The organism is Chitinolyticbacter albus (genome assembly GCF_024437655.1).
GTDB classification, from domain to species: Bacteria; Pseudomonadota; Gammaproteobacteria; order Burkholderiales; family Chitinibacteraceae; genus Chitinolyticbacter; species Chitinolyticbacter albus.
This window is the reverse complement of record NZ_JANBVF010000009.1, coordinates 42,062-66,232: the sequence shown is the minus strand read 5'-3', so window position 1 is coordinate 66,232 and position 24,171 is coordinate 42,062. Positions and strand designations below refer to the sequence as shown.

The window sequence follows — 24,171 nt, the reverse complement described above, 5'->3', positions numbered from 1 at the left end:
CGCGGTTTGAACGGTATGGGCGCCGATGGAACTGGAGGGGGAGCCATCGATGCGCCGCGTTCAATGAGCCATCCTGAACGGGGCAGGCAGCACCGCGCGGCGATGAGGACTGCCTGCACCACAGGTCGCGGCAATAGCGGCGAGGAAGTGCCGCTCATCGATATTGCTATGCACAAGTTTTGTGCACCCTTGTAGCGGAAATGACGCTAGCTTGATTGTGCGCCGCACCAACAACAGACCGCCGATACCCGGACCCCTGTCATAGCCATGGCATGGCGTGCATTATTGAAAGCGCTTTCACTGAGCCGAATGGCGTTGAAAGCATGTGGATGCGACTGAATACATCAAATCAAGAGGATGGATCATGAAACACAGCAAGCAGAAGACGCTGCGCGTGCTGGCAGCGTCGTTGGCTCTGGTCACCGGGGGCCTGGCAAGTGAAGCGGCCCTGGCCGCCGCATGTGTGGCACCGTGGGCCGAGGGCAATACGTACGCGTTGGGTAGCACGGCCTCGTATAGCGGCCACAACTATCGTTCGCTGGTGACGCACACTGCCTACGCGGGCACCAACTGGAACCCCGCTGCCACACCTTCGTTGTGGTTCGACCAAGGCACTTGCTCGAGCGGTCCCACACCGGCACCGACCCCGGCGCCGACGCCAGCACCTACGCCAGGGCCGCAACCGACCCCGGCACCGACGCCCAATCCCACTCCGGCCCCGACCCCGGCCGCCGCGTATGGCCACCAGGTACTGACTGCTTCCAGTGTGCGCTTCTACGCCAACAACGCGCCGTGGGCCGATCTGCACTACCAGATCAATGGTGGTGGCCAGATCAACGTGCGCATGGACGTTTCGGGTAGCAACAACAGCTACACGGTGAGCGGTATTCCGGCCGGCGCCACCGTGCGCTACTTCCTCACCGTGGGTCGCGCTGGTGGCGGCGCTTTCGACACTGCCTGGACGCAGTTCACGCTGAATAACTCGTCGCCGACCCCCGTGCCAACCCCGGGTCCGACGCCGACTCCGGGTCCGACCCCGACTCCGGGTCCGACCCCGACCCCGACTCCGGGCCCAACCCCGACTCCGAGCCCGGGCGGCTGGCACGTCGTGTGGGAAGACACGTTCGATGGCTCCGGTCAGCCTAGCTCGAACAACTGGAACTACCATGTCGGCAACGGCCTGAATCCGGGCCTGGGCGCCTTCCAGGGCTGGGGCAACGGTGAGTGGGAGTGGTATCGCCCCGAGAATGCCTATCGCGAGAATGGCAATCTGGTGATCAAGGCCGAGTACCTCGATACGCCGATGAATATCTCCGGCCGCCAGTGGTATCAGCGCTCCTCCCGGTTGACCACCAAGGGTAAGCATTCGTGGCAATACGGCCGGATCGAGGCACGCATGGCCCTGCCGCGCCGCATTGGTACCTGGCCCGCGTTCTGGATGATGGGTACGTCGTGCGACGATACCTATACCACCAACTACAACGCGCCGATCACCCACTACGACACCATGGCGTCCAACTGGTCCAGTTGCGGCGAGATCGACATCATGGAGCAGAAGAACACCGAAACGCGTTCGTTCCAGAATGCATTCTGGGATTCGCGCATCGGTGTCTTCCCGTGGGCCGACGGTCAGAACAACGAGCGTCCGGGCAATGCTGAAGTTGGTGATGTGACCCAGTTCCATCTGTACACGATCGAGTGGGACGCCAACCAGCTGCGCTACTACATCGATCGCGAAACCCGGCCGACGCCGGTTCATACCATCGATATCACGGCAGCAAACATGGAAGAGCTCCGCAAACCGTTCTACATCAACCTGAACCTGGCGCTGGGCGGCCTGTTCACCGGTTGGGCGGAACCGAACAAGGCCGACTTCCCGCTGTATATGAAGGTCGACTACGTTCGCGTCTGGCAGAAGTAAGCGCCAGCGCATCGCAAAGGGCCGCCTCAGGGCGGCCTTTTGCATTCCATTACAGCTCCAGCTTGGCTGCGAGTTCGCTGTCCCAGTAGGCGGCTTCGATCTTGTGTCCATCGAGATCACGCACGAAGCATCCGTAGTACGGGGCGCCGTATTCCTCGCGCGGCCCCGGTGCGCCATCGCCGCTGGCACCATGAGCGAGCGCCGCAGTGTAGAAGGCGTCGACCTCGGCTGGGCTCGCGGCGAAGAAACCGAAGTGGGTGCCGTTGCCGGCGGCAGCGCGCTGGCCGTCGTATGGCGTCTGTACCCAGAACTCCGGGTATGCCTTGCCGTAGGCAATGGCACCGGGGAAGTCGAGTACGCGCCGTGCGCCGACGGTGGCGAGCACGGCGTCGTAGAACGCGGCGGCCTCGGCAAAGCGGTTGGTGCCGAGGGATACGTGGGACATGATGCTGGGGTTGTCGTGGTTCATGGTGGGCTCCTGTTGGGGAATCCACCCAGCATAGGCCGCCGGCCTTGATCGGTTTTGCGCGTTTTTCCAGCGTGCCCGCCGACCGATGCACTCGTGTTCAGCAGCCGGTTGCCTCATGGCAAGCCAGCAGGGACGGGGCACCGGAGCGTCCACTCAGGCTGGATAGATAGGCGCAGCGGGCAAGGCGGTTGTCGCCGCTGAACTCGATCAGCAGGTCCAGCCTGCCGTCGCGATCGAGATCGCCAGCCCAGCGCAGCGTGGCGCTGTCCTCGGGCTCCAGCGCCGCCAGCGGCATGGCGGTGTTGCCTTGCCTTAGCAGCAGCCCGGAGTCGGTCCGTGCCAGCTGGTAGTGCTGCGCGCCAAGCGACAGCGCTACGCCGGATTGGTCCAGGACTTCGCCGTCGCCGCCGCTTTGGCTTACCTCGCCGGCGCGCAGCGCCGGGTGGCGCAGCAGGGCAAGCGCGTCCTGCGCCGGCGTGGCGATGCGGACGCCACTCGTCTCCCCGGTCTGATCCAGCAGCACATCGAACACCGGCTCGGCCAGGATCAGGGTCGCTTGCAGCGACCAGGTCCCGTCACGCTCGACCAGCGCCAGCCAGCCCGGGCCGGGCTCAGCCGGCGCCTCGCCGCCATGGTATTCGCCGGGGATCAGCAAGGATGCGGGCTCAGCGTTCGCCGAGCTGGCCAGCAGGGCAAACAGGAGAGGTAGCGCGCGTCGCATCGTCGCTCAGCCCAGCAGCCGTTCCAGCGTCTTCTCGTACACAGCGGCCAGCTGTGGGATATCGGCCACTGCCACGCACTCGTTCAGCTTGTGGATGGTCTTGTTGATCGGGCCGAACTCGACCACTTCCGGGCAGTGCTTGGCGATGAAGCGGCCATCGGAGGTGCCGCCCGTGGTATTGAGCTCTGGCGGCTCGCCGGTGACCGCGGTGACCGCGGCACGCATCGCATCGATCAGCGCGCCGTGATCGGTAAGGAAGGGCTCGCCGTTCAGCGTCCAGTCGATTTCATATTCCAGGCCGTGGCGGTCCAGAATCGCGTGCACGCGGGTCTTGAGCGTCTCGGCAGTCTGCTCGGTCGAGAAGCGGAAATTGAACAGCACGTCCATGGTGCCGGGAATGACGTTGGTTGCGCCGGTGCCGCCATGGATGTTGGATACCTGCCAGGTGGTCGGCGGGAAATAGGCATTACCGCGATCCCACTCGGTGGCGGCGAGCTCGGCCAGCGCCGGCGCTGCCAGGTGGATGGGGTTCTTCGCCAGGTGCGGGTAGGCGATATGCCCCTGCACGCCGTGCACGGTGAGCTGGCCGGACAACGAGCCGCGACGGCCGTTCTTGATGGTGTCGCCAAAGCGCTCGGCGCTGGTGGGCTCGCCGACGATGCAGTAGTCGATGGCTTCGCCGCGGGCTTGTAGCGTCTCGACCACCTTCACCGTGCCGTTGCGGGCCGGGCCTTCCTCATCCGAGGTGATCAGGAAGGCGATGGAGCCGCGCGGTTCGGGATGCTTGGCGAGGAACGATTCGGTGGCGGTGACGAAGGCGGCGAGCGAGGCCTTCATGTCGGCTGCGCCACGGCCGTAGAGGTGGCCATCGCGCACGTCCGGCGTGAATGGGTCCGATTGCCAGCGCTCAAGCGGGCCGGTCGGCACCACGTCGGTGTGGCCGGCAAACACCAGCACCGGGCCTGTCGTGCCAAAGCGCGCCCACAGGTTGTCGACGTCCTCGAAGCGCAGGTGTTCGATTTGAAAGCCCAGCGCCTCGAGCCGCCTTGCCATGATCTGCTGGCAATCGGCGTCGTCGGGCGTGACCGAGGCCTGGCGCAGCAGGCGCACCGTGAGGGCGATGGTCGGGTCGGCAAGGAGGTCTTGGGTGGGGGCGTTCATGTGCGAAAGAGGGCCTGGTAAGTGTCTGGCTTGAATCCAACCGTGATTTTACCACCGTGCTCCAGCACGGGACGCTTGATGACACTGGGTTGCGCCAGCATCAGTGCGACGGCGGACGCGGCATCGACGACCTGCGCCTTGGTGGCGTCGTCGAGCTTGCGCCAGGTGGTGCCGGCCTTGTTCACCAGCACTTCCCAGCCGACCTGGGCGATCCAGTCCTGCAGTAGCGCGGTGGTGGGCGGCGTTTTCTTGTAGTCGACCCAGCCGTAGTCGACGCCTGCATCTTGCAGCCAGACGCGTGATTTCTTCACCGTATCGCAGTTGGCGATGCCGTAAAGGGTAGGGGGGCTCATGCGGGCTCCTGCAAAGCAAAGGGGCCGCGACGCGGCCCCGGATAAGGGAGGGAGCGATACTCAGTGTAGCGAGATATCGAAGTTGACTTCCACGTCCTGCGCGGTGGAGGCTTGGGTCTGGGCGGGTGCGCGCCGGGCCTGCTCCTGCTCCGTGACGCTCTGTGCGTTGTTCACCATCCACGACAGGTTGGTCGCCGAATCGGCGTTGCGCAAGGCTTCGTCCAGCTCGATCTCGCCATCCTTGTACAGTTTGTACAAGGCCTGCTCGAAAGTGACCGAGCCATCGGTCAGCGATTGCTCCATCGCCTCCTTGATATCGGAGAGCTGGCCGTTGCGAATCAGCTCGGCGATGCGCGGCGTGTTGAGCATGATCTCGACTGCCGGCACCAGCACGCCTTGCTTGTTGCGGATCAGGCGCTGGGAGACGACGGCGCGCAGCGAGGTGGAAAGATCGTACAGCAGCGCTTCGCGTGCTTCCTGCGGGTAGAAGTTCACGATGCGCGACAGCGAGTGATAGCTGTTGTTGGCGTGCAGCGTGGACAGGCAAAGGTGACCGGCCTGCGCGTACTGCATGGCGTGGGTCATCGTTTCCTGATCGCGGATCTCGCCGATCATCAGCACATTGGGCGCCTCGCGCATCGCGTTCTTCAGCGCCTCGTGGTAGCTCTTGGTGTCAAAGCCGATCTCGCGCTGGTTCACCAGCGATTTCTTGTGGTGGTGCATGAACTCGACCGGATCCTCGATGGTGAGGATGTGGCCGGCGTGCTCCTCGTTGCGATGGTTGAGCATGGCCGCCATGGTCGAGCTCTTGCCCGAGCCCGTCGCGCCGACGACCAGGATGATGCCGTGCTTTTGCATCACCAGCTCGTTCAGCACTTCGGGGATGCGCAGTTCGGTCAGCGAGGGCGGGTCGACCCGGATGTAGCGCGCCACCATGGACACGCTGCCGCGCGCCTTGAACACATTGATGCGGAAGCGACCGACACCCGGCACCGGCACCGCGAAGTTCGATTCCCAGTCTGCTTCGAAGGCCGCGATCTGCTCGTCGCTCATCAGCTGGTAGACCAGCTGCTTGACGTGCTCGCCCTGCAACACCTGGTTGTTCACCGGCCGGCAGTGGCCATTGATCTTGATGATCACCGGCGAGTGCGACGACAGGAACAGATCCGAGGCCTTGTGTTCGGCCATCAGCTTGAAAAAGGGCAACAGGTTCATGGTGACGGTCTTTTGATATGAGAATTAGTTCTGGCGCAGCTCCCTGCGCAGAATCTTACCGACATTCGACTTGGGAAGCTCGCTGCGAAACTCCACCTGTTTGGGTACCTTATAATTGGTCAGGTTTTCCCGACAATAGGCGATGATGGCCTCGGCGGTGAGGTTAGGATCCTTCTTCACCACGAAAACCTTGATCGCTTCGCCGGTCCGCTCGTCATTCACGCCGACACAGGCGACTTCGAGCACGCCCGGATGGTCGGCAATCACGTCCTCGATCTCGTTCGGGTACACATTGAAGCCCGACACCAGGATCATATCCTTCTTGCGATCGACGATCTTGAAGTAGCCGGTGGGCGACATGATGGCAATGTCGCCGGTCGCGAGGAAGCCATCGCTGCCCAGGACCTTGGCCGTTTCTTCGGGACGGTTCCAGTAGCCCTTCATTACCTGCGGGCCCTTGATGCACAGCTCACCCCGCTCGCCGGCCGGGACCGGGTTGCCGTCGTCGTCGCGGATTTCGGCAACGGTGGACGGAATGGGCAGACCGATCATCCCGTTGTATTCCTTGAGCGTCATCGGGTTGATCACCGCGGCGGGCGATGTTTCGGTGAGGCCATAGGCTTCGATCAGCGGCACGCCGGTCAGGTGCTTCCACTTTTCCGCGACCGCGTGCTGCACCGCCATGCCGCCACCGAGCACCAGCTTCCAGCGGCGGAAATCCAGCTTGGCGAACTCGGCATTGTTGGTCAGCGCATTGAACAGCGTGTTCACGCCGGTCATGCTGGTGACCGGGTACTTGGCCAGCTCCTTGACGAAACCCGCGATGTCGCGCGGATTGGTGATCAACAGGTTGGTCGCGCCGATCTTGGTGAACACCATGCCGTTCGCGGTCAGCGAGAAGATATGGTAGAGCGGCAAGGCGGTCACGATCATCTCACCGCCTTCGTCGACAACGCCGCGTATCCAGGCGTGGGCCTGCTGCATATTGGCCACGATGTTGCGGTGGGTCAGCATGGCACCCTTGGCCACGCCGGTGGTGCCGCCGGTGTATTGCAAAAAGGCGAGGTCGTCGAGCTTGACGTCGACCGGCGAAAAAGCGTGCTGTGCGCCACGCGCCAGTGCGTCGTTGAACTTGATGTGGCCCGGCAGGCGATAGGCCGGCACCAGCTTCTTCACATGCTTGACGACGAGGTTGACCAGCAGGCGCTTGGGAAAGTCGAGCTGGTCGCCCAACTGGGTCACGATCACATGCTTCAGCTGGGTGTGCGCGACCACCTTTTCCAGCGTGTGCGCAAAGTTGGCGACGATGACGATGGCCTCGGCGCCCGAGTCCTTCATCTGATGTTCGAGCTCGCGCGGCGTATAGAGCGGATTGACGTTCACCACCGTCATCCCGGCCTTGAGAATGCCGAAGATGGCGATCGGATACTGCAGCAGGTTGGGCATCATCACCGCGACGCGCGCGCCTGGGGCGAGTTTCAGATCCTGTTGCAAGAAGGTCGCGAAGGCGGTGGCGCGTTCATCGGCCTCGGCGTAAGTCAGCGATTTCCCCAGGTTGATGAAGGCAGTGCGTTGCGCATATTTGCGCACCGTTTGTGCGAACACATCGGGTACCGAGCTGAACTCCTCGACATCGATTTCATGTGGAACATGCTCGGGATAGCTTTGAAACCAGGGGCGCTCCATCGTTCTTCTCCTTGTGGCGACCAGCGTGCGTGCACTGGAGCGGGGCATGGACCAAGCGCTATGCCACCGCATTGCGCACCAACTCTAGCGGCGTAATCCGGGTGCAACAAGCACCCGCCAACGACAGTTTCGCCAAGTGGTTGTTTCTGTTAGAATCCGGTCTATCCCCAAGGGGATCGTTTGAAAACAACGGTCTGCGCCGCCTTGCAAGGCGATGATGACCGCAAGCGATTCCCAGCAGTGGGTGTGCTTTTTTGAATGGGCGCAGGTTTGCAGCCCATTTTTCGTTTGTAGCGAAGGAAACGTAGTGGCAGTGAATCTGCAGGAACTTCTGGAAACCACGCTGGATGGCATGGGGTACGAACTGGTCGATTTCGAGATAGGCCACGGTGGCCTGATGCGTCTCTTTATCGACAAACCGGGCGGCATCACGGTCGATGATTGCGTCACCGTGAGCAACCACTTCACCCGCCTGTTCATGGTGGAGAACATCGAATACGAGCGCTTCGAGGTCTCGTCGCCGGGGCTCGATCGCGTGGTGAAGAAGCCGGCCGACTTCGCGCGTTTTGCCGGTGAAATGGTCAAGGTCAAGCTGCGCCTGCCCTTGCCGGACAAGCGCAAGCGCATCGTTGGCAAGCTGCTTGGTCTGGAAGATGAGCAGGTGCTGGTCGAGTGCGATGGTGAGCGTCTGGCATTGCCGCTGTCGCAGATCGACAAGGTGCGCATCGAGCCGCAGTTTTGAGTTTTGAACAAAATCCCACCGATACGAATTATTTGAATAGCTGTCTGTGCCCGAGGATTAAACGACAATGAGCCGTGAAATTCTGTTGCTGGTCGATGCACTGGCCCGCGAAAAGAACGTTGAGAAAGACGTCGTGTTTACCGCGCTGGAAATGGCGCTCGCTTCCGCCACCAAGAAACGTTACGACGACGAGGTGGATATCCGCGTCGAAATCAACCGCGACAGTGGCGATTATCGCTCGTTCCGCGTCTGGACCGTGGTCGAGGACAACGATCACGAGGAACCGAGCCGCCAGATCGCTATCACCGATGCGCCCGATTACGACAAGGACCTGAAGCTGGGCGACACCTGGGAAGAGGAGCTCGAGCCGATCGAGTTCGGCCGCATCGGTGCGCAGACTGCCAAGCAGGTCATCCTGCAGAAGATCCGCGACGCCGAGCGCGAGCAGAACCTGAACGATTTCCTGGAGCGTCGCGAACATATCGTCTCGGGCACCATCAAGCGCATCGAGCGTGGCAGCGCCATCATTGAGCTGGGCAAGCTCGAAGCCGTCCTGCCGCGTGACCAGATGATCCCCAAGGAAAACCTGCGCGTCGGCGATCGCGCCCGCGCCTTCCTGCTGCGCATCGACCGTGGCGGTCGCGGCCCGCAGCTGGTGCTGTCGCGTACCGCGCCGGAATTCATGGAAAAGCTGTTCGAGATGGAAGTGCCGGAAATCGAGAACGGCCTGATCGAACTGATGGGCGTGGCACGTGATCCGGGCATGCGTGCCAAGATCGCCGTCAAGTCGAACGACCAGCGTGTCGATCCGCAAGGCACCTGCATCGGCGTGCGCGGCACCCGCGTCAACGCCGTGACCAACGAACTGGCTGGTGAGCGCGTCGACATCATTCTGTGGTCGCACGATCCGGCGCAGTTCGTGATCGGTGCGCTCAGTCCCGCCGACGTCAGCTCCATCATCGTCGACGAGGAAAGCCATGCCATGGACGTGGTGGTCGCCGAGGAAAACCTGGCGATGGCCATTGGCCGTGGCGGCCAGAACGTGAAGCTGGCTTCCGAGCTCACCGGCTGGAAGATCAACATCATGACGGTGACCGAAGCCGAGGAGAAGCACGAGGAAGAGTTCTCCAAGGTGCGCGAACTCTTCGTGCGTGCGCTCGATGTGGACGAGGACGTCGCCGACGTGCTGGTGCAGGAAGGCTTCAACACGCTGGAAGAAGTGGCCTACGTGCCGCTGGCCGAAATGCTGGAAATCGAAGGCTTTGACGAGGAAACCGTCAATGAGCTGCGTGCCCGTGCCCGCGATGCCTTGCTGACGCAGGCCATAGTCCGCGAGGAAAAGCTGGAACACCAGTCCGAAGACCTGAAGACGCTCGAAGGCATGACGGCTGAACTTGCCGCTACCCTGGCCGAGCGCGATATCCATACCCGCGACGACCTCGCCGAACTGGCGGTGGATGAACTCACCGAACTGACCGGTATCGATGAGGAAGCCGCCAAGCAACTGATCATGAAGGCCCGCGAACATTGGTTCGCCTGAGCCCGGAGGAATTTGAATGAGTGAAATAAAAGTCAGTCAATTTGCTGCGGAGCTCAGGATGCCACCCGAGGAGCTGCTGGAGCAGCTGCGCGCGGCCGGCCTCTCGAAGTCCGGCGCTGGCGATACGGTGACTGCCGACGACAAGACGCGTTTGCTGAACCACCTGAAGCAGAAACATGGCGGTGGGGCGGACAAGCCCAAGATCGTGCTGGGCCGCAAGGAAACCAGCGAAATCCGCAAGACCGATGCGACCGGCAAGGCCAAGACCATCCAGGTCGAGGTGCGCAAGAAGCGTGTGATCGTCGCCCCCGAGGCGCCGCTCGCCGCTGTGTCCGCATCCGCTCCGGCCGCCGCGGCGCCGTCGCTCGATGCGGGCGAACTTGCCCAGCGCGAAGCCGAGGCGCGTCGCCAGTCCGAGCTGCGTGAACGTCAGGCCGCCGAAATGCGTGCCAAGCAGGAACGCGCCGAGCGCAAGGATGAACCGGTAGTCGAAGTTGCCCCCGAGCCGGTTGCCGTAGCCGAGGCAGTGGAGGTGGTAGCCGCCCCGTCGCTGGCGCCGGTTGCCGAGCCTGTTCCCGCTCCGGCCCCGGTGGCCGAAGCCAAGCCGGCTGCGCCGCCGACGCTGGGCGATCGCCCGCGTATCGGCATGCGTGTCGATCTGCGCAAGCCCAAGGACACGCCGCTGCGTGCGCCCGAACCGGTCAAGCCCGAACCGGCCGCCGCTGCGGCACCGGCCGCGGCAGGTGCTGCCAAGCCCGCCGACAAGAAGCCGGCGACTGGCGTTCGCAAGGACGATCGCGATGATCGCGATAGCCGCGGCAAGAAGGGCGCGGGCCTCAAGACCCGCGGTGGTGCCGATTCCGGCAATGCCTGGCGCTCCAAGAAGGGCGGTGGCCGCAACAAGGGCGGTCAGTCTGACGCTGACAATGCCCACGCCTTCCAGGCGCCGACCGACCCAATCATTCACACCGTCGATGTGCCGGAAACCATTTCGGTGGCTGACCTCGCGCACAAGATGGCCGTGAAGGGCGTCGAAGTGGTCAAGGCGCTGATGAAGATGGGCATGATGGTGACCATCAACCAGGTGCTGGACCAGGAAACCGCGATGATCGTGGTCGAGGAAATGGGCCACAACCCGGTCGCTGCCAAGCTCGATGATCCGGATACCTATTTGGACGAAGCCGACAAGGGCGAGCACGCACAACTGCATCGCGCCCCGGTCGTCACCGTCATGGGTCACGTCGACCATGGCAAAACGTCCTTGCTGGATTACATCCGTCGCGCCAAGGTGGCGGCGGGCGAAGCCGGTGGCATTACCCAGCACATCGGTGCCTACCACGTCGAAACCGAGAAGGGCATGGTCACCTTCCTTGACACCCCGGGTCACGAGGCGTTTACCGCCATGCGTGCTCGCGGTGCCAGCGCGACCGACATCGTGGTGCTGGTGGTGGCGGCCGACGACGGCGTGATGCCGCAGACGATCGAAGCCATCCACCATGCCAAGGCAGCCAAGGTGCCTATCGTGGTGGCGGTGAACAAGATCGACAAGCAAGGTGCCAACGTCGAGCGTATCCGCCAGGAACTGGTGGCGCACGAGGTGGTGCCGGAAGACTGGGGTGGCGATACCCAGTTCGTCGAAGTGTCGGCCAAGCAGGGCACGAACATCGACGCGCTGCTCGACGCCATCCTGCTGCAGGCCGAAGTGCTGGAACTGACTTCCGCAATCGACACGCCGGCCAAGGGCATCATCATCGAAGCTCGTCTAGACAAGGGGCGTGGCGCGGTGGCATCGATGCTGGTGCAGTCCGGTACCCTGAAGAAGGGGGACGTGGTGCTGGCCGGTCAGGTATGGGGCCGTGTGCGCGCCATGCTCGACGAGAACGGCAAGCAGATCAACGAAGCCGGTCCTTCGATCCCGGTCGAAATCCTCGGCCTATCCGAAGTACCGGCCGCAGGTGAGGACGCGATGGTGCTGGCTGACGAGAAGAAGGCGCGCGAAATCGCGCTGTTCCGTCAGGGCAAGTTCCGCGACGTCAAGTTTGCCAAGCAGCAGGCCGCCAAGCTCGAGAACATGTTCGCGCAGATGGCCGAAGGCGAAGTGCAGACGCTGCCCATCATCATCAAGGCCGATGTGCAAGGTTCGTCCGAAGCGCTGGCTGGCAGCCTGCAAAAGCTGTCGACCACCGAAGTGCGCGTGCAGATCCTGCACTCGGGCGTTGGCGGCATCAGCGAATCCGACGTCAATCTGGCGCTCGCGTCCAAGGCGGTGGTGGTCGGCTTCAACGTCCGCGCCGATGCGGCAGCGCGCAAGCTTGCCGAATCCGAAGGCGTCGACCTGCGCTACTACAACATCATCTACGACGCTGTGGATGACGTGAAGGCAGCGCTGTCGGGCATGCTGGCCCCAGAGAAGCGCGAGCAGATCATCGGCCAGGTCGAGATCCGTCAGGTGTTCGTGGTGTCCAAGGTCGGCTCGATCGCCGGTTGCTACGTGCAGGATGGTATCGTCAAGCGCCACGCTGGCGTGCGTCTGCTGCGCAACCATGTGGTCATCCACCAGGGCGAGCTCGAAAGCCTCAAGCGCTTCAAGGACGACGTCAAGGAAGTGCGCGCCGGCTACGAGTGCGGCTTGCAGCTCAGAAACTACAACGACATCCAGGAAGGCGATGTGCTGGAAGTCTTTGAAATCGTCGAAGTGGCACGGACGCTGTAACCGTGAGGTGTGAGGGGTGAGGCGAGAGGTGTAACAGCCCACCCCGCATTCACACCGGCGCAAGGGGTTTTCCTCTTGCGCCTTTTGCTTTTGAACCGGCCGTGAGCGGGTTTCACACCTCTGCCTCTCACGCCTCACTCCTCACCGACCATGGCCAAGAATTTCACCCGATCCGATCGTATCCAGCAGCAGCTGCAGCGCGATATCGCCGAGCTGATCCGCGCGGAACTCGATCACCCCAAGGCATCGCTGATCACCATCACCGATGTCGAAGTGACGCGCGACTACTCGCACGCCAAGATTTTCTACACCTTCCTCGGCACTGCCGAGGATGCGGCGGCGATCGCCGAAAAGCTGGAAGCCGCCAAGGGTTTCCTGCGTAGCCAGCTCGCGCGCGGCTTCAAGCTGTTCAAGATGCCGGAACTGCATTTCCACTACGATCATTCGATCGAACGCGGCATGCAGCTCGACAGCCTGATCGCCCAGGCGTCCAGTCTGCCCAAGGCGCCGGACGACAACTGATGTACCAGGGGGCAAGATCGCCTTGCCCCAAATCCTTCCGCTTTCCTGTCTGTCTCATGGCAAAACGAAAAATCGATGGGGTGCTGTTGCTCGACAAGCCGTTCGGCTTTTCCAGCACCGGTGCGCTACAAAAGGCCCGCTGGCTGTTCCAGGCCGAGAAGGCCGGCCACACCGGTGTGCTCGACCCGTACGCGACCGGCCTCTTGCCGCTGTGTTTCGGCGAGGCGACCAAGTTCTCGCAGCGCATGCTCGACGCCGACAAGGGCTACCGCGCGACGATCCGGCTCGGTGAAGTCTCGACTACGCTCGATGGCGAAGGCGAGATCACCCAGAGCGGCGAAGTCACGTGCGACGAGACGGCGGTGCGCGCCGTGCTGGCCTCCTTCCTTGGCGAGTACGACCAGGTGCCGCCCATGCATTCGGCGCTCAAGTTCCAGGGCAAGGCGCTGTATGAATACGCGCGCCAGGGCGTGGAGATCGAGCGCAAGGCGCGGCGCATCACCTTCTATGCGCTCGATGTGGTCAGCTTTGACGGCATCACGCTGGTGCTCGACGTGCTGTGTTCCAAGGGCACCTATATCCGCGTGCTGGCCGACGACCTGGGCAAGGCGCTCGGCTGCGGCGCCTATCTGGCCGGCCTGATCCGTACCCGCACCGCAGGCTTCGTGCTGCAGGATGCGATTTCGCTCGACGCCTTGGCCGAGCTGGAGATGCCGGCGCGCGAGGCGTTGCTGATGCCGGCCGAAGCGCTGGTCGCGGAGCTGCCCGCGCTGACGCTCGATGCGGAGCAGGCCGAACGCATCTGTCATGGCATGACCGTACGGCTGGACGGCCAGCAACCGGGCGAATTCATACTTTACGCTGGCTCGCAAAATGCGGATAATGCGCGGTTCCTCGGTTTGGGCGAGGTCGGTGCCGATAGGGTGCTGAGGTCCAAACGACTGCTTTCCACAGCGTGAGCGCGGGGAAGCGCGGAAGGGTCCGGATCCACCACAGGAGAGGGGCTCGCCGCGCTTGTCGGGGCATTGACCCCTCAACTTTGGAGTAATGAATAAATGACAGTTACCGTCGAACAGAAGGCCGATATCGTCAAGTCGTTCCAACGTGCACAAGGCGATACCGGTTCCCCGGAAGTGCAAGTGGCCCTCTTGACCGCGCGCATCAATGACCTGACCCCCCACTTCAAGGCCAATGCCAAGGATCACCACTCGCGTCGTGGTCTGCTGAAGATGGTGTCGCGTCGCCGCCGTCTGCTGGACTACCTCAAGCGCACCAACGTAGACAGCTACCGCGAACTGATCGCCAAGCTGGGTCTGCGCAAGTAATCCCGGCCAAAAGTCGCAGTCTCTCAAGACTGCGACTTTTTTGTTTCAAACGGTCTACCCGCTCAACCGTGGTTCCGACGGCGGATAGACCGGCAGGTTGTGTCGGAACCGGCAATCGTCGCATTACTCAACCCCGCGCTCCCCGCGCAGCTTGTATTGCATCGGCCCGATTGCCATTGCCGCTACGCCCAGGGCCGAGGGTGCACTGTAGAGAAAAGGAAAATCCGTGTTCAATAAAATCGTGAAATCGTTCCAGTACGGCAAGCACACCGTGAAGCTGGAAACGGGCGAAATCGCCCGCCAGGCCTCCGGCGCCGTCGTCGTCTCCATGGACGACACCGTGGTGCTGGTCACCGTCGTCGCCGCCAAGGGCGTCAAACCCGGTCAGGATTTCTTTCCGCTGACCGTCGATTACCAAGAACGTACCTACGCCGCCGGCAAGATCCCCGGCGGTTTCTTCAAGCGTGAAGGTCGTCCGTCCGAGAAGGAAATCCTGACGAGCCGCCTGATCGATCGCCCGATCCGCCCGCTGTTCCCGGAAGGCTTCTTCAACGAAGTGCAGATCGTCGCCACCGTGATCTCGCTCGATCCGCAGATCGATTCTGACATCCCTGCCATGATCGGCGCCTCGGCCGCACTGGCGATCGCCGGCGTGCCGTTCCAGGGCCCGATCGGCGCCGCGCGCGTCGGTTACGCCAATGGCCAGTACCTGCTGAACCCGACCAAGGACGAACTCAAGGCCAGCCAGCTGGATCTGGTCGTCGCCGGCACCGAACAAGCGGTGTTGATGGTCGAATCCGAAGCGAAGGAGTTGCCGGAAGACGTGATGCTGGGCGCCGTGGTGTTCGGCCACGAGCAGCTGCAGGCCGCGATCAACGCGATCAACGAACTCGCCGACGAAGTGAATCCGGAGCTGTTCGACTGGGAAGAGCCGAGCCGCGACGAGGCACTGGAAGCGCAAATCGCCGGCATCGCCGGTGACGACATTGCCCAAGCCTTCCGCATTGCGCAAAAGCAGGCTCGCACGGTCAAGCTGAACGAAGCCTGGGCCAAGGTGAAGGCTGCGCTGATCACCGAAGACACCGATACGCTGCAAGCCAACAAGATCCGCGGCATTTTCCACGACATGGAAGCCAAGATCGTCCGCAACCAGATCCTCGATGGCTACCCGCGTATCGACGGCCGCGATACCCGCACCGTGCGTCCTATCGTCGTGCGCAACGGCGTGCTGCCGCGCACCCATGGCTCCTCGCTGTTCACCCGCGGTGAAACCCAGGGCCTGGTCGTTGCCACGCTGGGTACCAAGCTGGACGAGCAGAAGATCGATGCGCTGGCCGGCGAGTACACCGACCGCTTCATGCTGCATTACAACTTCCCGCCGTACTCGACCGGTGAAACCGGCCGCGTCGGCAGCCCGAAGCGCCGCGAAATCGGCCACGGCCGTCTGGCCAAGCGCGCCCTGGTGGCCGTGCTGCCGACGCCGGAAGAGTTCGCCTACTCGATGCGCGTCGTTTCCGAAATCACCGAATCGAACGGTTCGTCTTCGATGGCTTCGGTCTGCGGCGGTTGCCTGGCGCTGATGGATGCCGGCGTTCCGCTGAAGAGCCACGTGGCCGGTATCGCCATGGGCCTGATCAAGGAAGGCAACCGCTTCGCGGTGCTGACCGACATCCTGGGCGATGAAGATCACCTCGGTGACATGGACTTCAAGGTGGCCGGTACCGACAACGGCATCACCGCGCTGCAGATGGATATCAAGATCAACGGCATCACCAAGGAAATCATGAAGGTGGCGCTGGATCAGGCCAAGGCTGGCCGTATCCACATCCTGGGCATCATGAAGGCTGAAGTCGCCGGCGCGAATACCGAAGTGTCGCAGCACGCACCGCGTCTTTACACCATGAAGATCAACCCGGAGAAAATCCGCGACGTGATCGGCAAGGGGGGCTCGGTGATCCGTGCGCTGACCGAGGAAACCGGTACCCAGATCGACATCCAGGAAGACGGCACCATCACCATCGCTTCGGTTTCGGCCGAGGGCGCGGATGAAGCCAAGCGTCGCATCGGCGAAATCACCGCCGAAGTCGAGATCGGCAAGATCTACGAAGGCCCGGTGGTGAAGATCCTCGACAACAACGTCGGCGCCATCGTCTCGATCATGCCGGGTCGCGATGGCCTGGTGCACATCAGCCAGATCGCCAACGAGCGTATCAAGAACGTGAGCGACTACCTGAAGGAAGGCCAGGTCGTGCGCGTGAAGGCGCTGGAGCAGGACGAGAAGGGTCGCGTTCGTCTGTCGATCAAGGCCGTACTGAACGACGAAGCCGTGGCGCAGGCTCCGGCCGTCGCGCCGGCTGTCGAGGCACCTGCTGCCGAATAATCGGCAACTGGCTCCGCCTGAGAAACGCCACGCCTAGCGTGGCGTTTTTCTTTGCAGCGCTTGTGCACTTGCATGACCGCGCTCGCGCGACTGCCTGGGAGTGCTTGCTGGGAATTCGCCAGACCAGCACCATCGGCTGGGCTTAGCGCCGTGCCCTCAACCGGCAGAGAGTCGCATCAGCGAACAGGAGGAGTCATGCAGCTGTCCATCATTGCCGCCACGCTCGCTACGTTGGCGGTGTCGTCGCCGGCCGCGACCCGCGATTACGAGGTTGGCGGCCGCGTGCTGCGCCAAGCAGATGGCAGTGTCCGTGTCGGCTGGCCTGGTGTGTATTTCAATGCCCGCTTCGAGGGCCGCAGCGTCGGCATCAGGTTCGACGACGACACCAACCACTACGCGATCGAAGTCGATGGCAAGCCGGCCGGCATCGTCGCCAGACCCGACCGAACGACGCACTGGGTCAGGGATTTGCCACAGGGCAGCCACACCATCCGCGTCGTCAAACGCACCGAGCTTGCCGAGGGCAGTGGCCGATTCCTTGGTTTTGTCGCAGGCGAAGGCGGCAAGTTGTTGCCGCCGCCCGCAGCCTCTACCCGGCAGATCGAGTTCATCGGAGATTCGTATACTGCGGGGCTGGGTGCCGAATCGGGCAAGCGCGATTGCAGCGATGCCGAGCTCGTGGCGAGCAGCAATGCCGACATCACCTTCGGCGCGCTGACCGCGAAACGTTTCGCTGCGGACTACCAGCTGAACGGGTATTCCGGGCTGGGCCTGGTGCGCAACTACGCCGGTGCCTTGCCCACGGTGGACTATCGCGACTACTACGATCGGGCTGTGCCGGCGATCGACACCGCCTGGGTCGACCCGGCGTGGAAACCGCAACTGGTGGTGGTCGGGCTAGGCATCAACGATTTCTCGGTGCCACCCAAGGATGGCGAGGCCTTTACCCGGGAAACATTGCGCACGGCGTACAAGGCCGCGTATCGCGATCTGATCGCGCAGTTGCGGCAACGCTACGGTCGGCCCTACGTGGTGGTGAGCGCTACCGCGCTGTGGCCGGAAAACACCTTGCGCGAGGTGGCGCAAGAGATCGTGACCGAAGCGAGGGCGGCAGGCGACCTTCGTGTCGCTTATTTCTACTACGACGGCCTCGACAATCTGGGTTGCCAGTGGCATCCGTCGATCAGGGATCACCAAGCCATTGCAGACAGGCTGACCGCGTTGGTGGATGGCCTGGGCATCTGGAAGTGATCTTAGTAGAAACAACAAAGGGCGCCCGAGGGCGCCCTTTGTTTATGGCTGCAACGCGGCAGATCAGGCAGCAGTGCTGCTGTTGGCGGCGCGCTTGGTGGCGGCCTTGACTGCGTCGGCGGTCGCGGTGGTAGCGGCCTTCACCGAGGCATCGGTGAAATCGGCAACCTGCTTGGCGGCCTTGGTGAGGCTGTCGACGGCGGCGGCGGTCGCCTGCACGGTGGACTTGACGGCGGCGACGGCGACATCGGTACCGGCCGGGGCCGACTTCACGAAGCGATCAAGGCCCGACACCACGTCCTTGTTGAACACGGTGGTGCGCTCTTCGATCAGCTTGGCGATTTCAGCCTGGGCTTGCGAGGCAATGTCGTACAGGCTCTTGGAGTAGGCGGAGAACTGCTCGACGCCGGCTTCACCCAGCTTCTGGCGCAGAACCAGGCCTTCCTGTACATCCTTCACCGAGGCGAGGGCCTTGGCATTCTTGGCGCTGTCTTCGAGCGAGCTCTTGGCAGTCTCGAGGTTCAGTTTGGTCACGCGTTCGACGGAATCGAGCGAGATGCGGGCGAAACGCAGGGAAGACTCGACGTAGTCGGTAGCGAAGTCGATGAATTGTTGCTGGGCTTGGCTCATGATTGCACTCCTGTCTTTCAGAGGATGGGTTCGATCTACTTGTTGTGCCGAACGCAGCATGCAATTGCCATGTTGCTTTGCACAATACGAGGGTCATTCTGGCGATGGGGGCTTCCCATGTCAACCTTTATTTGTGCGGTGCAGCATGAGCGGTTGCATAAAACGATGAACGCAAGCTATCTTTCTGTACTTGGACGAACAATGACTACAAGCAGGGAGAAGGCATGAGTGCCGCTAGACGCGTGATCAAGAAGTACCCGAATCGGCGGCTGTATGACACCGCGACCAGTTCCTACATCACCCTCGCGGACGTGAAGCAACTGGTACTCGACAACACCGACATCCAGGTGCTCGACGCCAAGTCCGGCGACGACATCACCCGCAGCGTGCTGCTGCAGATCATCATGGAAGAAGAGGCGGGCGGCATGCCGCTGTTCACCTATGACGTGCTGACGCAGATCATCCGCTTCTATGGCCACGCGATGCAGGGGCTGATGGGCAACTATCTCGAGAAGAACATGCAACTGTTCGCCGAGATGCAGCACCGGCTGCAGGACCAGGCGCAGTCTGCCATCAGCACCGACAACCCGCTGCTCAATAACGCCAACCTGTGGGGCGACTTCATGAAGTTCCAGGGCCCGGCGCTGCAGAACATGATGAGCAACTACCTGGAAAGCAGCACCAGCCTGTTCGTCGAGATGCAGCAACAGCTGCAGGACCGGGCCAAGCACCTGTTCACCGGCTTTGGCATGCCAGGGTATGCCAAGAACGAGCCGGGCCCCGGCGAGCCTCAGCCGTCCGAGCCGCCGCTGGCTGGCAAGGATGGCGACGACGAGACCAAGACTGCGAAGCGTCGCCCACCCAAGGCGTCCTGAAGCGTGAGGCAGGCACAAATACCCGTGTGAACAGGGGCTTAGCGCAATCTGAAGAGTCGCGGTACAATAGCCGCGATTTTTTCGATCTTTAGAAGCCGGTTGCCTCGGGTGACCCCACAATCCGCATCGATGCCGCGCCTGGCGCGGCGGGTTCCTGTCACTGCCGCATTTGCGGCAATGCAGCGTGGTCGACCGCTTCTCGCAAAACTAGGAAACCCGCCATGCATCCGATGCTCAACACGGCCGTTCGTGCCGCCCGCCGCGCTGCCTCCGTCATTCAGCGCGCCTCCAACAACCTCGATCTGATCGCGGCAGAGAAGAAGGGCCACAACGACTTTGTCTCTGAAGTTGACCGTGCCGCCGAGGCGGCCATCATCGAGACCATCCTCGAGGCGTATCCCACCCACGCCATCCATGCCGAGGAATCGGGCAATCGCGGTCAATCCGAATTTACCTGGATCATCGATCCGCTCGATGGCACCACCAATTTCCTGCACGGCTTTCCGCAATACGCGATCTCGATCGCGCTCGAACACAAGGGCGTGATCACCCAGGCGGTGGTGTACGACCCGAACCGCAACGACCTCTTTACCGCGACCCGCGGCGTCGGCGCCTTCCTGAACGATCGCCGCATCCGTGTCTCCAAGGTACGTGATCTGTCCGATGCGCTCGTCGGCACCGGCTTTCCCTATACCAAGTTCGATAACCTCGAAGCCTATATGGCGATCTTCCGCGATATGGCGCAGCAGGCCGCCGGCGTGCGCCGCCCGGGCGCTGCGGCGCTGGATCTGGCCTACGTGGCCTGCGGCCGTTTCGATGGTTTCTTCGAATTCGATCTCAAGCTGGTCGATATCGCCGCCGGCATCCTCCTGGTGCAGGAAGCGGGTGGCCTTGTCACCGACATGAAGGGCGAGGAACACTACCTGCAGTCGGGCGACGTGCTGTGTGGCACACCGCGCGTGTTCGGCCAGATGCTGCACCTGATCAAGCAGCATATCCGCTAAGCATGACCGAGGCCGAGCTCGAGGCGCAGTTTGGCGCGGCCTACCGCGCCACCCGCTATCGGGTGCCATCGCTCGGCTTCTGCATACGCGTGGGGCAGCGCCACCCCGAGGTCGACGCGGAGCTGGCGCGACTGGGCGAAACGAGCTGGCTGTTGATCTCGGCCTGCAATCCTTATTCAGCCGCCCAACTCTGCGCGCATGAAAACCTGGCTCGGCATCAGAACCTGATCGATGCGCTGAGTGCGGCGGGTTTTACGCTGGTTGAAGCGCTCGGCGAGCCTGACGAAGCCGGCTGGCAATCCGAACCCTCCCTCTGGGTGCCGGGATTTGAACTTGCGGCGGCACGCGCATGGGGTCAGCGCTTCGAGCAGAACGCCGTGGTAGTTGGCCGCCTTGGCGAGCCTGTGCAGCTGGTGTGGTGTCGCTAAGCGGCAGTGCTATTGCCCGCTTGTGTCGCTGGCGCTGAGCTGATCCAGTACCTGTCGTACTGCCTGCTCCAGCACCCGGCGCGACCCTGAACGAACGTGTACCGGCTTGTCGATCCCCATGAAAGCGACCATGTGCCAGTCGTTCTGGTCATGTTTTTCCTGAACTACCAGTGTGTTGAAATCGCCGCGCGTCACATCGCAATCGATATTCCACTGCGGATGTCCGTCAGGGCCTGGGTCGGGGTTCAGGTAAAGATGGAAGTCGGAGGTCGCAAGGCAGGGGTTGTGGTTGTACTTGTTGGCATAGGTGCAGCGCGAACCCGCCACGATGATATGGCGTTTTACCCGGTCCAGATTCACCTTGCTGAGGATGGCTGACGCGTGCTCGGGCTGCGCAATGTCCATGTTGCGTGATTCCGCCGTGGCATCGGCGGGTGCTGCACCAGCGATGAGGGCCAGCACCAGGGCGACGATGACGTGATTCATAAACAGGTCTTGGTTTGGGTAAAGCCTGGTTGCACACGGCTGCTTTGCCTGCAACGGCGCAAGCTACTCGAACATGCACCGAAGTCGCACACCAAATAAGCGCGCCTGAGGCGATGGCCTTGCTAAAATGCCGGCCTTACCGTGTAGCCCACATAGTATTCGACAGCGCCTCGATGAAGCAGAAAAAAGAAAGTAACGAGTTAAGCCACACCCCCATGATGCAGCAGTATCTGGGGCTCAAGGCCGAGCACCCGGATAAGTTGCTGTTCTATCGCATGGGCGACTTTTACGAGCTGTTCTACGACGATGCGGTGAAGGCGGCCAAGCTGCTCGACATCACGCTTACCACGCGCGGCCAGAGCGCCGGCATACCAATCCGCATGGCGGGCATACCCTACCATGCCTGCGAGGGGTATCTGGCCAAGCTGGTGAAGCTGGGCGAATCGGTGGCGATTGCCGAGCAGGTGGGCGACATCGCGACGGCCAAGGGGCCGGTCGAGCGCAAGGTGGTCAAGGTGGTGACGCCCGGCACGCTGACCGATGCGGCGCTGCTCGACGACAAGCGCGAGAACCGCCTGCTGGCCATGGTCGCGCACAAGGGCCGGCTGGGTCTCGCCTGGCTGTCGCTGGCCTCGGGTGATTTCGCGCTGATGGATACCGAAGTCGACAAGCTGCCGTCCGAGCTTGAGCGCTTGCGCGCCGCCGAGTTGCTGGTCGGCGACGATACCGAGCTCGCTTTGCTCGATCAGCTGCAGATTCCGGTGCGGCGCCTCGCGCCGTGGCAGTTCGATGCCGACGCGGCCAATCGCAATCTGGCGCGCCATTTTGCCGTGCATGATCTGGCCGGTTTCGGCATCAACGAGCCGATGCTGGCGCTGGGCGCGGCCGGCGCGCTGCTCGAATACGTGAAGAGCACGCAGGGCGGTGCGCTACCGGCACTGGCCGGGCTGCGCGTCGAGTATGCCAGCCAGTACATCGAACTCGATGCCGCCACGCGCCGCAATCTGGAGCTCACCGAAACGATACGCGGCGAGGCCGCACCCACGCTGTTCTCGCTGCTCGATCAATGCGCGACCAGCATGGGCTCGCGCCTCTTGGCGCATTGGCTGCACCATCCGCTGCGCAATCAGTCGCGCATACTGGAGCGGCAGGACGCGATCGCCGCGCTGATCGATGCCGGCAGCTATGTCGATCTGCAGCGGGTGCTGGCCGAAATCGCCGATATCGAACGCATCGCCGGACGCATCGCCTTGCGCTCGGCGCGGCCACGCGATCTGTCCAGCCTGCGCGATAGCCTGGCGCAGCTGCCGCGGCTGATCGCCGCGTTGCCGCAAAGCGGCTTGTTCACCGGCCTGGCCCAGGCACTGGCGCCCGATGCGGCGATCCAGGCGCAGCTGGCTGCCGCCATCCTGCCTGAGCCCGCCGTGGTGCTGCGCGAGGGCGGGGTGATCGCCGATGGCTACTCGGCCGAGCTCGACGAGCTGCGCCAGATCCAGACCCACGGCGGCGAGTTCCTGGCACAGATGGAAGTGCGCGAACGTGAGCGCACCGGCATTGCCACCTTGCGCGTCGAGTACAACCGCGTTGCCGGCTACTTCATCGAGATCACCAATTCCTTCCTCGGCCAGGTGCCGCCCGATTATCGCCGTCGCCAGACGATGAAGAACGCCGAGCGCTTCATCACGCCGGAACTCAAGCAGTTCGAAGACAAGGCCTTGTCGGCGCAGGAACGGGCACTGGCGCTGGAAAAGCAGCTATACGAGCAGCTGCTGGAAAGCCTGCAACCCCAACTTGCGGAGCTGCGTCTGGCGGCGCAAGCGGTAGCGACGGTCGATGTGCTGGCGTGCCTGGCCGAGCGCGCGGTCACCGGTCGCTATGTGGCGCCGGAGTTTGTCGACGACAGCTTGCTCGATATCGAGGCCGGCCGCCACCCGGTGGTCGAGGCACAGATCGCAGACTTCATTCCCAACGATCTGGCGCTGGCGGCCACCCGCAAGCTGCTGTTGATCACCGGCCCGAACATGGGCGGTAAGTCGACCTATATGCGCCAGGTGGCACTGATCGTGCTGCTGGCGCATGTGGGTAGCCTGGTGCCGGCGACGCGCGCCACGATCGGCCGGGTCGACCGCATCTTTACCCGGATCGGCGCGAGCGACGATCTGGCGGGCGGGCGCTCGACCTTCATGGTCGAAATGACCGAGACCGCCAATATCCTCAACAATGCTACCGCCGAGAGCCTGGTGCTGATGGATGAAGTCGGACGGGGAACCTCGACCTTCGACGGGCTGGCGCTGGCGTGGGCAATCGCGCGGGCTCTGATCGAGAAGAACCGCGCCTACACGCTCTTCGCCACGCACTATTTCGAATTGACGCGCCTGGCTCAGGATTATCCGGTGGTGGCCAATGTCCATCTCGATGCAATCGAGCACAAGGACAAGATCGTGTTCCTGCACGCGGTGCAGGAAGGCCCCGCTTCGCAAAGCTACGGTGTGGCGGTGGCCCAGCTCGCCGGCGTGCCGCGGGAGGTGATCCGACAGGCAAAACGTAAGCTTACGGATCTTGAACAGGTTGGCGTGGCAAATGGCTTACAAGGAGACTTGTTTGCGCCTCAGGCTGTGCCCGAACCGGAACCGGTGAGCCATGCTGCGATGGAGCGTCTGGCCGAACTTGATCCAGATGCGCTCAGCCCGCGCCAGGCATTGGAAATGCTCTATGAACTCCGTTCCTTGCTTTAGGTCAACCGTCTGTC

21 protein-coding genes are annotated in these 24,171 nt (G+C 62.6%); 13 read left to right on the top strand and 8 right to left on the bottom strand.

Annotated features, from left to right (window positions below; genetic code table 11):
• The first annotated feature begins 364 nt into the window (after window positions 1-364).
• Window positions 365-1,921, top strand: a complete 1,557-nt coding sequence (locus NLI84_RS07355; RefSeq protein ID WP_255989289.1) for a family 16 glycosylhydrolase — start codon at window positions 365-367, stop codon at window positions 1,919-1,921.
• A gap of 49 nt (window positions 1,922-1,970) precedes the next feature.
• Here the strand turns inward: NLI84_RS07355 and NLI84_RS07350 are convergent, their stop codons facing one another.
• The 6 genes from NLI84_RS07350 to fadD form a co-directional block, all read right to left on the bottom strand.
• Entirely contained in the window at window positions 1,971-2,390 is a 420-nt protein-coding gene (locus tag NLI84_RS07350; protein ID WP_255989287.1) for a VOC family protein, read from the bottom strand.
• A 97-nt stretch (window positions 2,391-2,487) separates the two neighbouring features.
• Window positions 2,488-3,111, bottom strand: coding sequence for a hypothetical protein (locus NLI84_RS07345; protein WP_255989285.1), 624 nt, complete (start codon window positions 3,109-3,111; stop codon window positions 2,488-2,490).
• Between the two features lie 6 nt (window positions 3,112-3,117).
• On the bottom strand, window positions 3,118-4,272 hold the full coding sequence (dapE, locus tag NLI84_RS07340; RefSeq protein WP_255989283.1) for a succinyl-diaminopimelate desuccinylase: 1,155 nt from the start codon (window positions 4,270-4,272) through the stop codon (window positions 3,118-3,120).
• Entirely contained in the window at window positions 4,269-4,625 is a 357-nt protein-coding gene (locus tag NLI84_RS07335) for an ArsC family reductase (RefSeq protein WP_255989282.1), read from the bottom strand. The genes dapE and NLI84_RS07335 overlap by 4 nt, the downstream gene beginning before the upstream one ends.
• 60 nt (window positions 4,626-4,685) lie before the next feature.
• Window positions 4,686-5,840 carry a PilT/PilU family type 4a pilus ATPase gene (locus NLI84_RS07330; RefSeq protein WP_255989280.1) on the bottom strand — a complete coding sequence of 385 codons (1,155 nt, stop codon included), beginning with the start codon at window positions 5,838-5,840 and terminating at the stop codon, window positions 4,686-4,688.
• A 24-nt stretch (window positions 5,841-5,864) separates the two neighbouring features.
• Window positions 5,865-7,526: a long-chain-fatty-acid--CoA ligase FadD gene (fadD, locus tag NLI84_RS07325; RefSeq protein ID WP_255989395.1), complete on the bottom strand. Its 1,662-nt coding sequence runs from the start codon at window positions 7,524-7,526 to the stop codon at window positions 5,865-5,867.
• Between the two features lie 313 nt (window positions 7,527-7,839).
• On the opposite strand from fadD, the gene rimP reads away from it, so the two are divergent.
• From rimP to NLI84_RS07285, 8 genes are all read left to right on the top strand, one after another.
• Window positions 7,840-8,268, top strand: coding sequence for a ribosome maturation factor RimP (gene rimP, locus NLI84_RS07320; RefSeq protein WP_255989394.1), 429 nt, complete (start codon window positions 7,840-7,842; stop codon window positions 8,266-8,268).
• A gap of 67 nt (window positions 8,269-8,335) precedes the next feature.
• Entirely contained in the window at window positions 8,336-9,808 is a 1,473-nt protein-coding gene (gene nusA / locus NLI84_RS07315; protein WP_255989279.1) for a transcription termination factor NusA, read from the top strand.
• A 16-nt stretch (window positions 9,809-9,824) separates the two neighbouring features.
• Window positions 9,825-12,521: a translation initiation factor IF-2 gene (gene infB / locus NLI84_RS07310; protein ID WP_255989277.1), complete on the top strand. Its 2,697-nt coding sequence runs from the start codon at window positions 9,825-9,827 to the stop codon at window positions 12,519-12,521.
• Between the two features lie 150 nt (window positions 12,522-12,671).
• Window positions 12,672-13,043, top strand: coding sequence for a 30S ribosome-binding factor RbfA (rbfA, locus tag NLI84_RS07305; protein ID WP_255989276.1), 372 nt, complete (start codon window positions 12,672-12,674; stop codon window positions 13,041-13,043).
• Between the two features lie 56 nt (window positions 13,044-13,099).
• A complete protein-coding gene (gene truB / locus NLI84_RS07300) occupies window positions 13,100-14,002 on the top strand; it encodes a tRNA pseudouridine(55) synthase TruB (RefSeq protein WP_255989275.1) in 903 nt (300 codons plus the stop codon).
• A gap of 96 nt (window positions 14,003-14,098) precedes the next feature.
• Complete coding sequence (rpsO, locus tag NLI84_RS07295) at window positions 14,099-14,368, top strand: 30S ribosomal protein S15 (RefSeq protein ID WP_255989274.1); 270 nt, start codon at window positions 14,099-14,101, stop codon at window positions 14,366-14,368.
• Between the two features lie 226 nt (window positions 14,369-14,594).
• Window positions 14,595-16,748: a polyribonucleotide nucleotidyltransferase gene (gene pnp / locus NLI84_RS07290; RefSeq protein WP_255989273.1), complete on the top strand. Its 2,154-nt coding sequence runs from the start codon at window positions 14,595-14,597 to the stop codon at window positions 16,746-16,748.
• A 195-nt stretch (window positions 16,749-16,943) separates the two neighbouring features.
• Complete coding sequence (locus tag NLI84_RS07285) at window positions 16,944-17,999, top strand: SGNH/GDSL hydrolase family protein (protein ID WP_255989272.1); 1,056 nt, start codon at window positions 16,944-16,946, stop codon at window positions 17,997-17,999.
• Window positions 18,000-18,062: 63 nt separating this feature from the next.
• Here the strand turns inward: NLI84_RS07285 and NLI84_RS07280 are convergent, their stop codons facing one another.
• On the bottom strand, window positions 18,063-18,629 hold the full coding sequence (locus NLI84_RS07280) for a phasin family protein (protein WP_255989270.1): 567 nt from the start codon (window positions 18,627-18,629) through the stop codon (window positions 18,063-18,065).
• 224 nt (window positions 18,630-18,853) lie between these two features.
• Here NLI84_RS07280 and phaR point away from each other — a divergent pair, with 224 nt between their 5' ends.
• From phaR to NLI84_RS07265, 3 genes are all read left to right on the top strand, one after another.
• Window positions 18,854-19,504: a polyhydroxyalkanoate synthesis repressor PhaR gene (gene phaR, locus NLI84_RS07275; protein WP_255989269.1), complete on the top strand. Its 651-nt coding sequence runs from the start codon at window positions 18,854-18,856 to the stop codon at window positions 19,502-19,504.
• 221 nt (window positions 19,505-19,725) lie between these two features.
• Window positions 19,726-20,508 carry an inositol monophosphatase family protein gene (locus NLI84_RS07270; RefSeq protein WP_255989268.1) on the top strand — a complete coding sequence of 261 codons (783 nt, stop codon included), beginning with the start codon at window positions 19,726-19,728 and terminating at the stop codon, window positions 20,506-20,508.
• 2 nt (window positions 20,509-20,510) lie between these two features.
• On the top strand, window positions 20,511-20,936 hold the full coding sequence (locus NLI84_RS07265; RefSeq protein WP_255989266.1) for a DUF3293 domain-containing protein: 426 nt from the start codon (window positions 20,511-20,513) through the stop codon (window positions 20,934-20,936).
• A gap of 9 nt (window positions 20,937-20,945) precedes the next feature.
• Here NLI84_RS07265 and NLI84_RS07260 read toward each other — a convergent pair whose 3' ends face one another.
• Window positions 20,946-21,422 carry a hypothetical protein gene (locus tag NLI84_RS07260; protein WP_255989265.1) on the bottom strand — a complete coding sequence of 159 codons (477 nt, stop codon included), beginning with the start codon at window positions 21,420-21,422 and terminating at the stop codon, window positions 20,946-20,948.
• A gap of 173 nt (window positions 21,423-21,595) precedes the next feature.
• Here NLI84_RS07260 and mutS point away from each other — a divergent pair, with 173 nt between their 5' ends.
• Window positions 21,596-24,157, top strand: a complete 2,562-nt coding sequence (gene mutS, locus NLI84_RS07255) for a DNA mismatch repair protein MutS (protein ID WP_255989264.1) — start codon at window positions 21,596-21,598, stop codon at window positions 24,155-24,157.
• Window positions 24,158-24,171: the final 14 nt, after the last annotated feature.

Bases quoted from the DNA above. Each gene is read 5' to 3' on its own strand.
- nusA (WP_255989279.1), top strand. From the start codon at position 8,336: ATGAGCCGTGAAATTCTGTTGCTGGTCGATGCACTGGCCCGCGAAAAG.
- phaR (WP_255989269.1), top strand. From the start codon at position 18,854: ATGAGTGCCGCTAGACGCGTGATCAAGAAGTACCCGAATCGGCGGCTG.
- NLI84_RS07280 (WP_255989270.1), bottom strand. From the start codon at position 18,629: ATGAGCCAAGCCCAGCAACAATTCATCGACTTCGCTACCGACTACGTC.
- NLI84_RS07270 (WP_255989268.1), top strand. From the start codon at position 19,726: ATGCATCCGATGCTCAACACGGCCGTTCGTGCCGCCCGCCGCGCTGCC.
- NLI84_RS07335 (WP_255989282.1), bottom strand. From the start codon at position 4,625: ATGAGCCCCCCTACCCTTTACGGCATCGCCAACTGCGATACGGTGAAG.
- NLI84_RS07260 (WP_255989265.1), bottom strand. From the start codon at position 21,422: ATGAATCACGTCATCGTCGCCCTGGTGCTGGCCCTCATCGCTGGTGCA.
- truB (WP_255989275.1), top strand. From the start codon at position 13,100: ATGGCAAAACGAAAAATCGATGGGGTGCTGTTGCTCGACAAGCCGTTC.
- mutS (WP_255989264.1), top strand. From the start codon at position 21,596: ATGAAGCAGAAAAAAGAAAGTAACGAGTTAAGCCACACCCCCATGATG.
- rbfA (WP_255989276.1), top strand. From the start codon at position 12,672: ATGGCCAAGAATTTCACCCGATCCGATCGTATCCAGCAGCAGCTGCAG.
- NLI84_RS07285 (WP_255989272.1), top strand. From the start codon at position 16,944: ATGCAGCTGTCCATCATTGCCGCCACGCTCGCTACGTTGGCGGTGTCG.
- NLI84_RS07350 (WP_255989287.1), bottom strand. From the start codon at position 2,390: ATGAACCACGACAACCCCAGCATCATGTCCCACGTATCCCTCGGCACC.
- NLI84_RS07265 (WP_255989266.1), top strand. From the start codon at position 20,511: ATGACCGAGGCCGAGCTCGAGGCGCAGTTTGGCGCGGCCTACCGCGCC.
- rpsO (WP_255989274.1), top strand. From the start codon at position 14,099: ATGACAGTTACCGTCGAACAGAAGGCCGATATCGTCAAGTCGTTCCAA.
- fadD (WP_255989395.1), bottom strand. From the start codon at position 7,526: ATGGAGCGCCCCTGGTTTCAAAGCTATCCCGAGCATGTTCCACATGAA.
- NLI84_RS07330 (WP_255989280.1), bottom strand. From the start codon at position 5,840: ATGAACCTGTTGCCCTTTTTCAAGCTGATGGCCGAACACAAGGCCTCG.
- NLI84_RS07355 (WP_255989289.1), top strand. From the start codon at position 365: ATGAAACACAGCAAGCAGAAGACGCTGCGCGTGCTGGCAGCGTCGTTG.
- infB (WP_255989277.1), top strand. From the start codon at position 9,825: ATGAGTGAAATAAAAGTCAGTCAATTTGCTGCGGAGCTCAGGATGCCA.
- NLI84_RS07345 (WP_255989285.1), bottom strand. From the start codon at position 3,111: ATGCGACGCGCGCTACCTCTCCTGTTTGCCCTGCTGGCCAGCTCGGCG.
- dapE (WP_255989283.1), bottom strand. From the start codon at position 4,272: ATGAACGCCCCCACCCAAGACCTCCTTGCCGACCCGACCATCGCCCTC.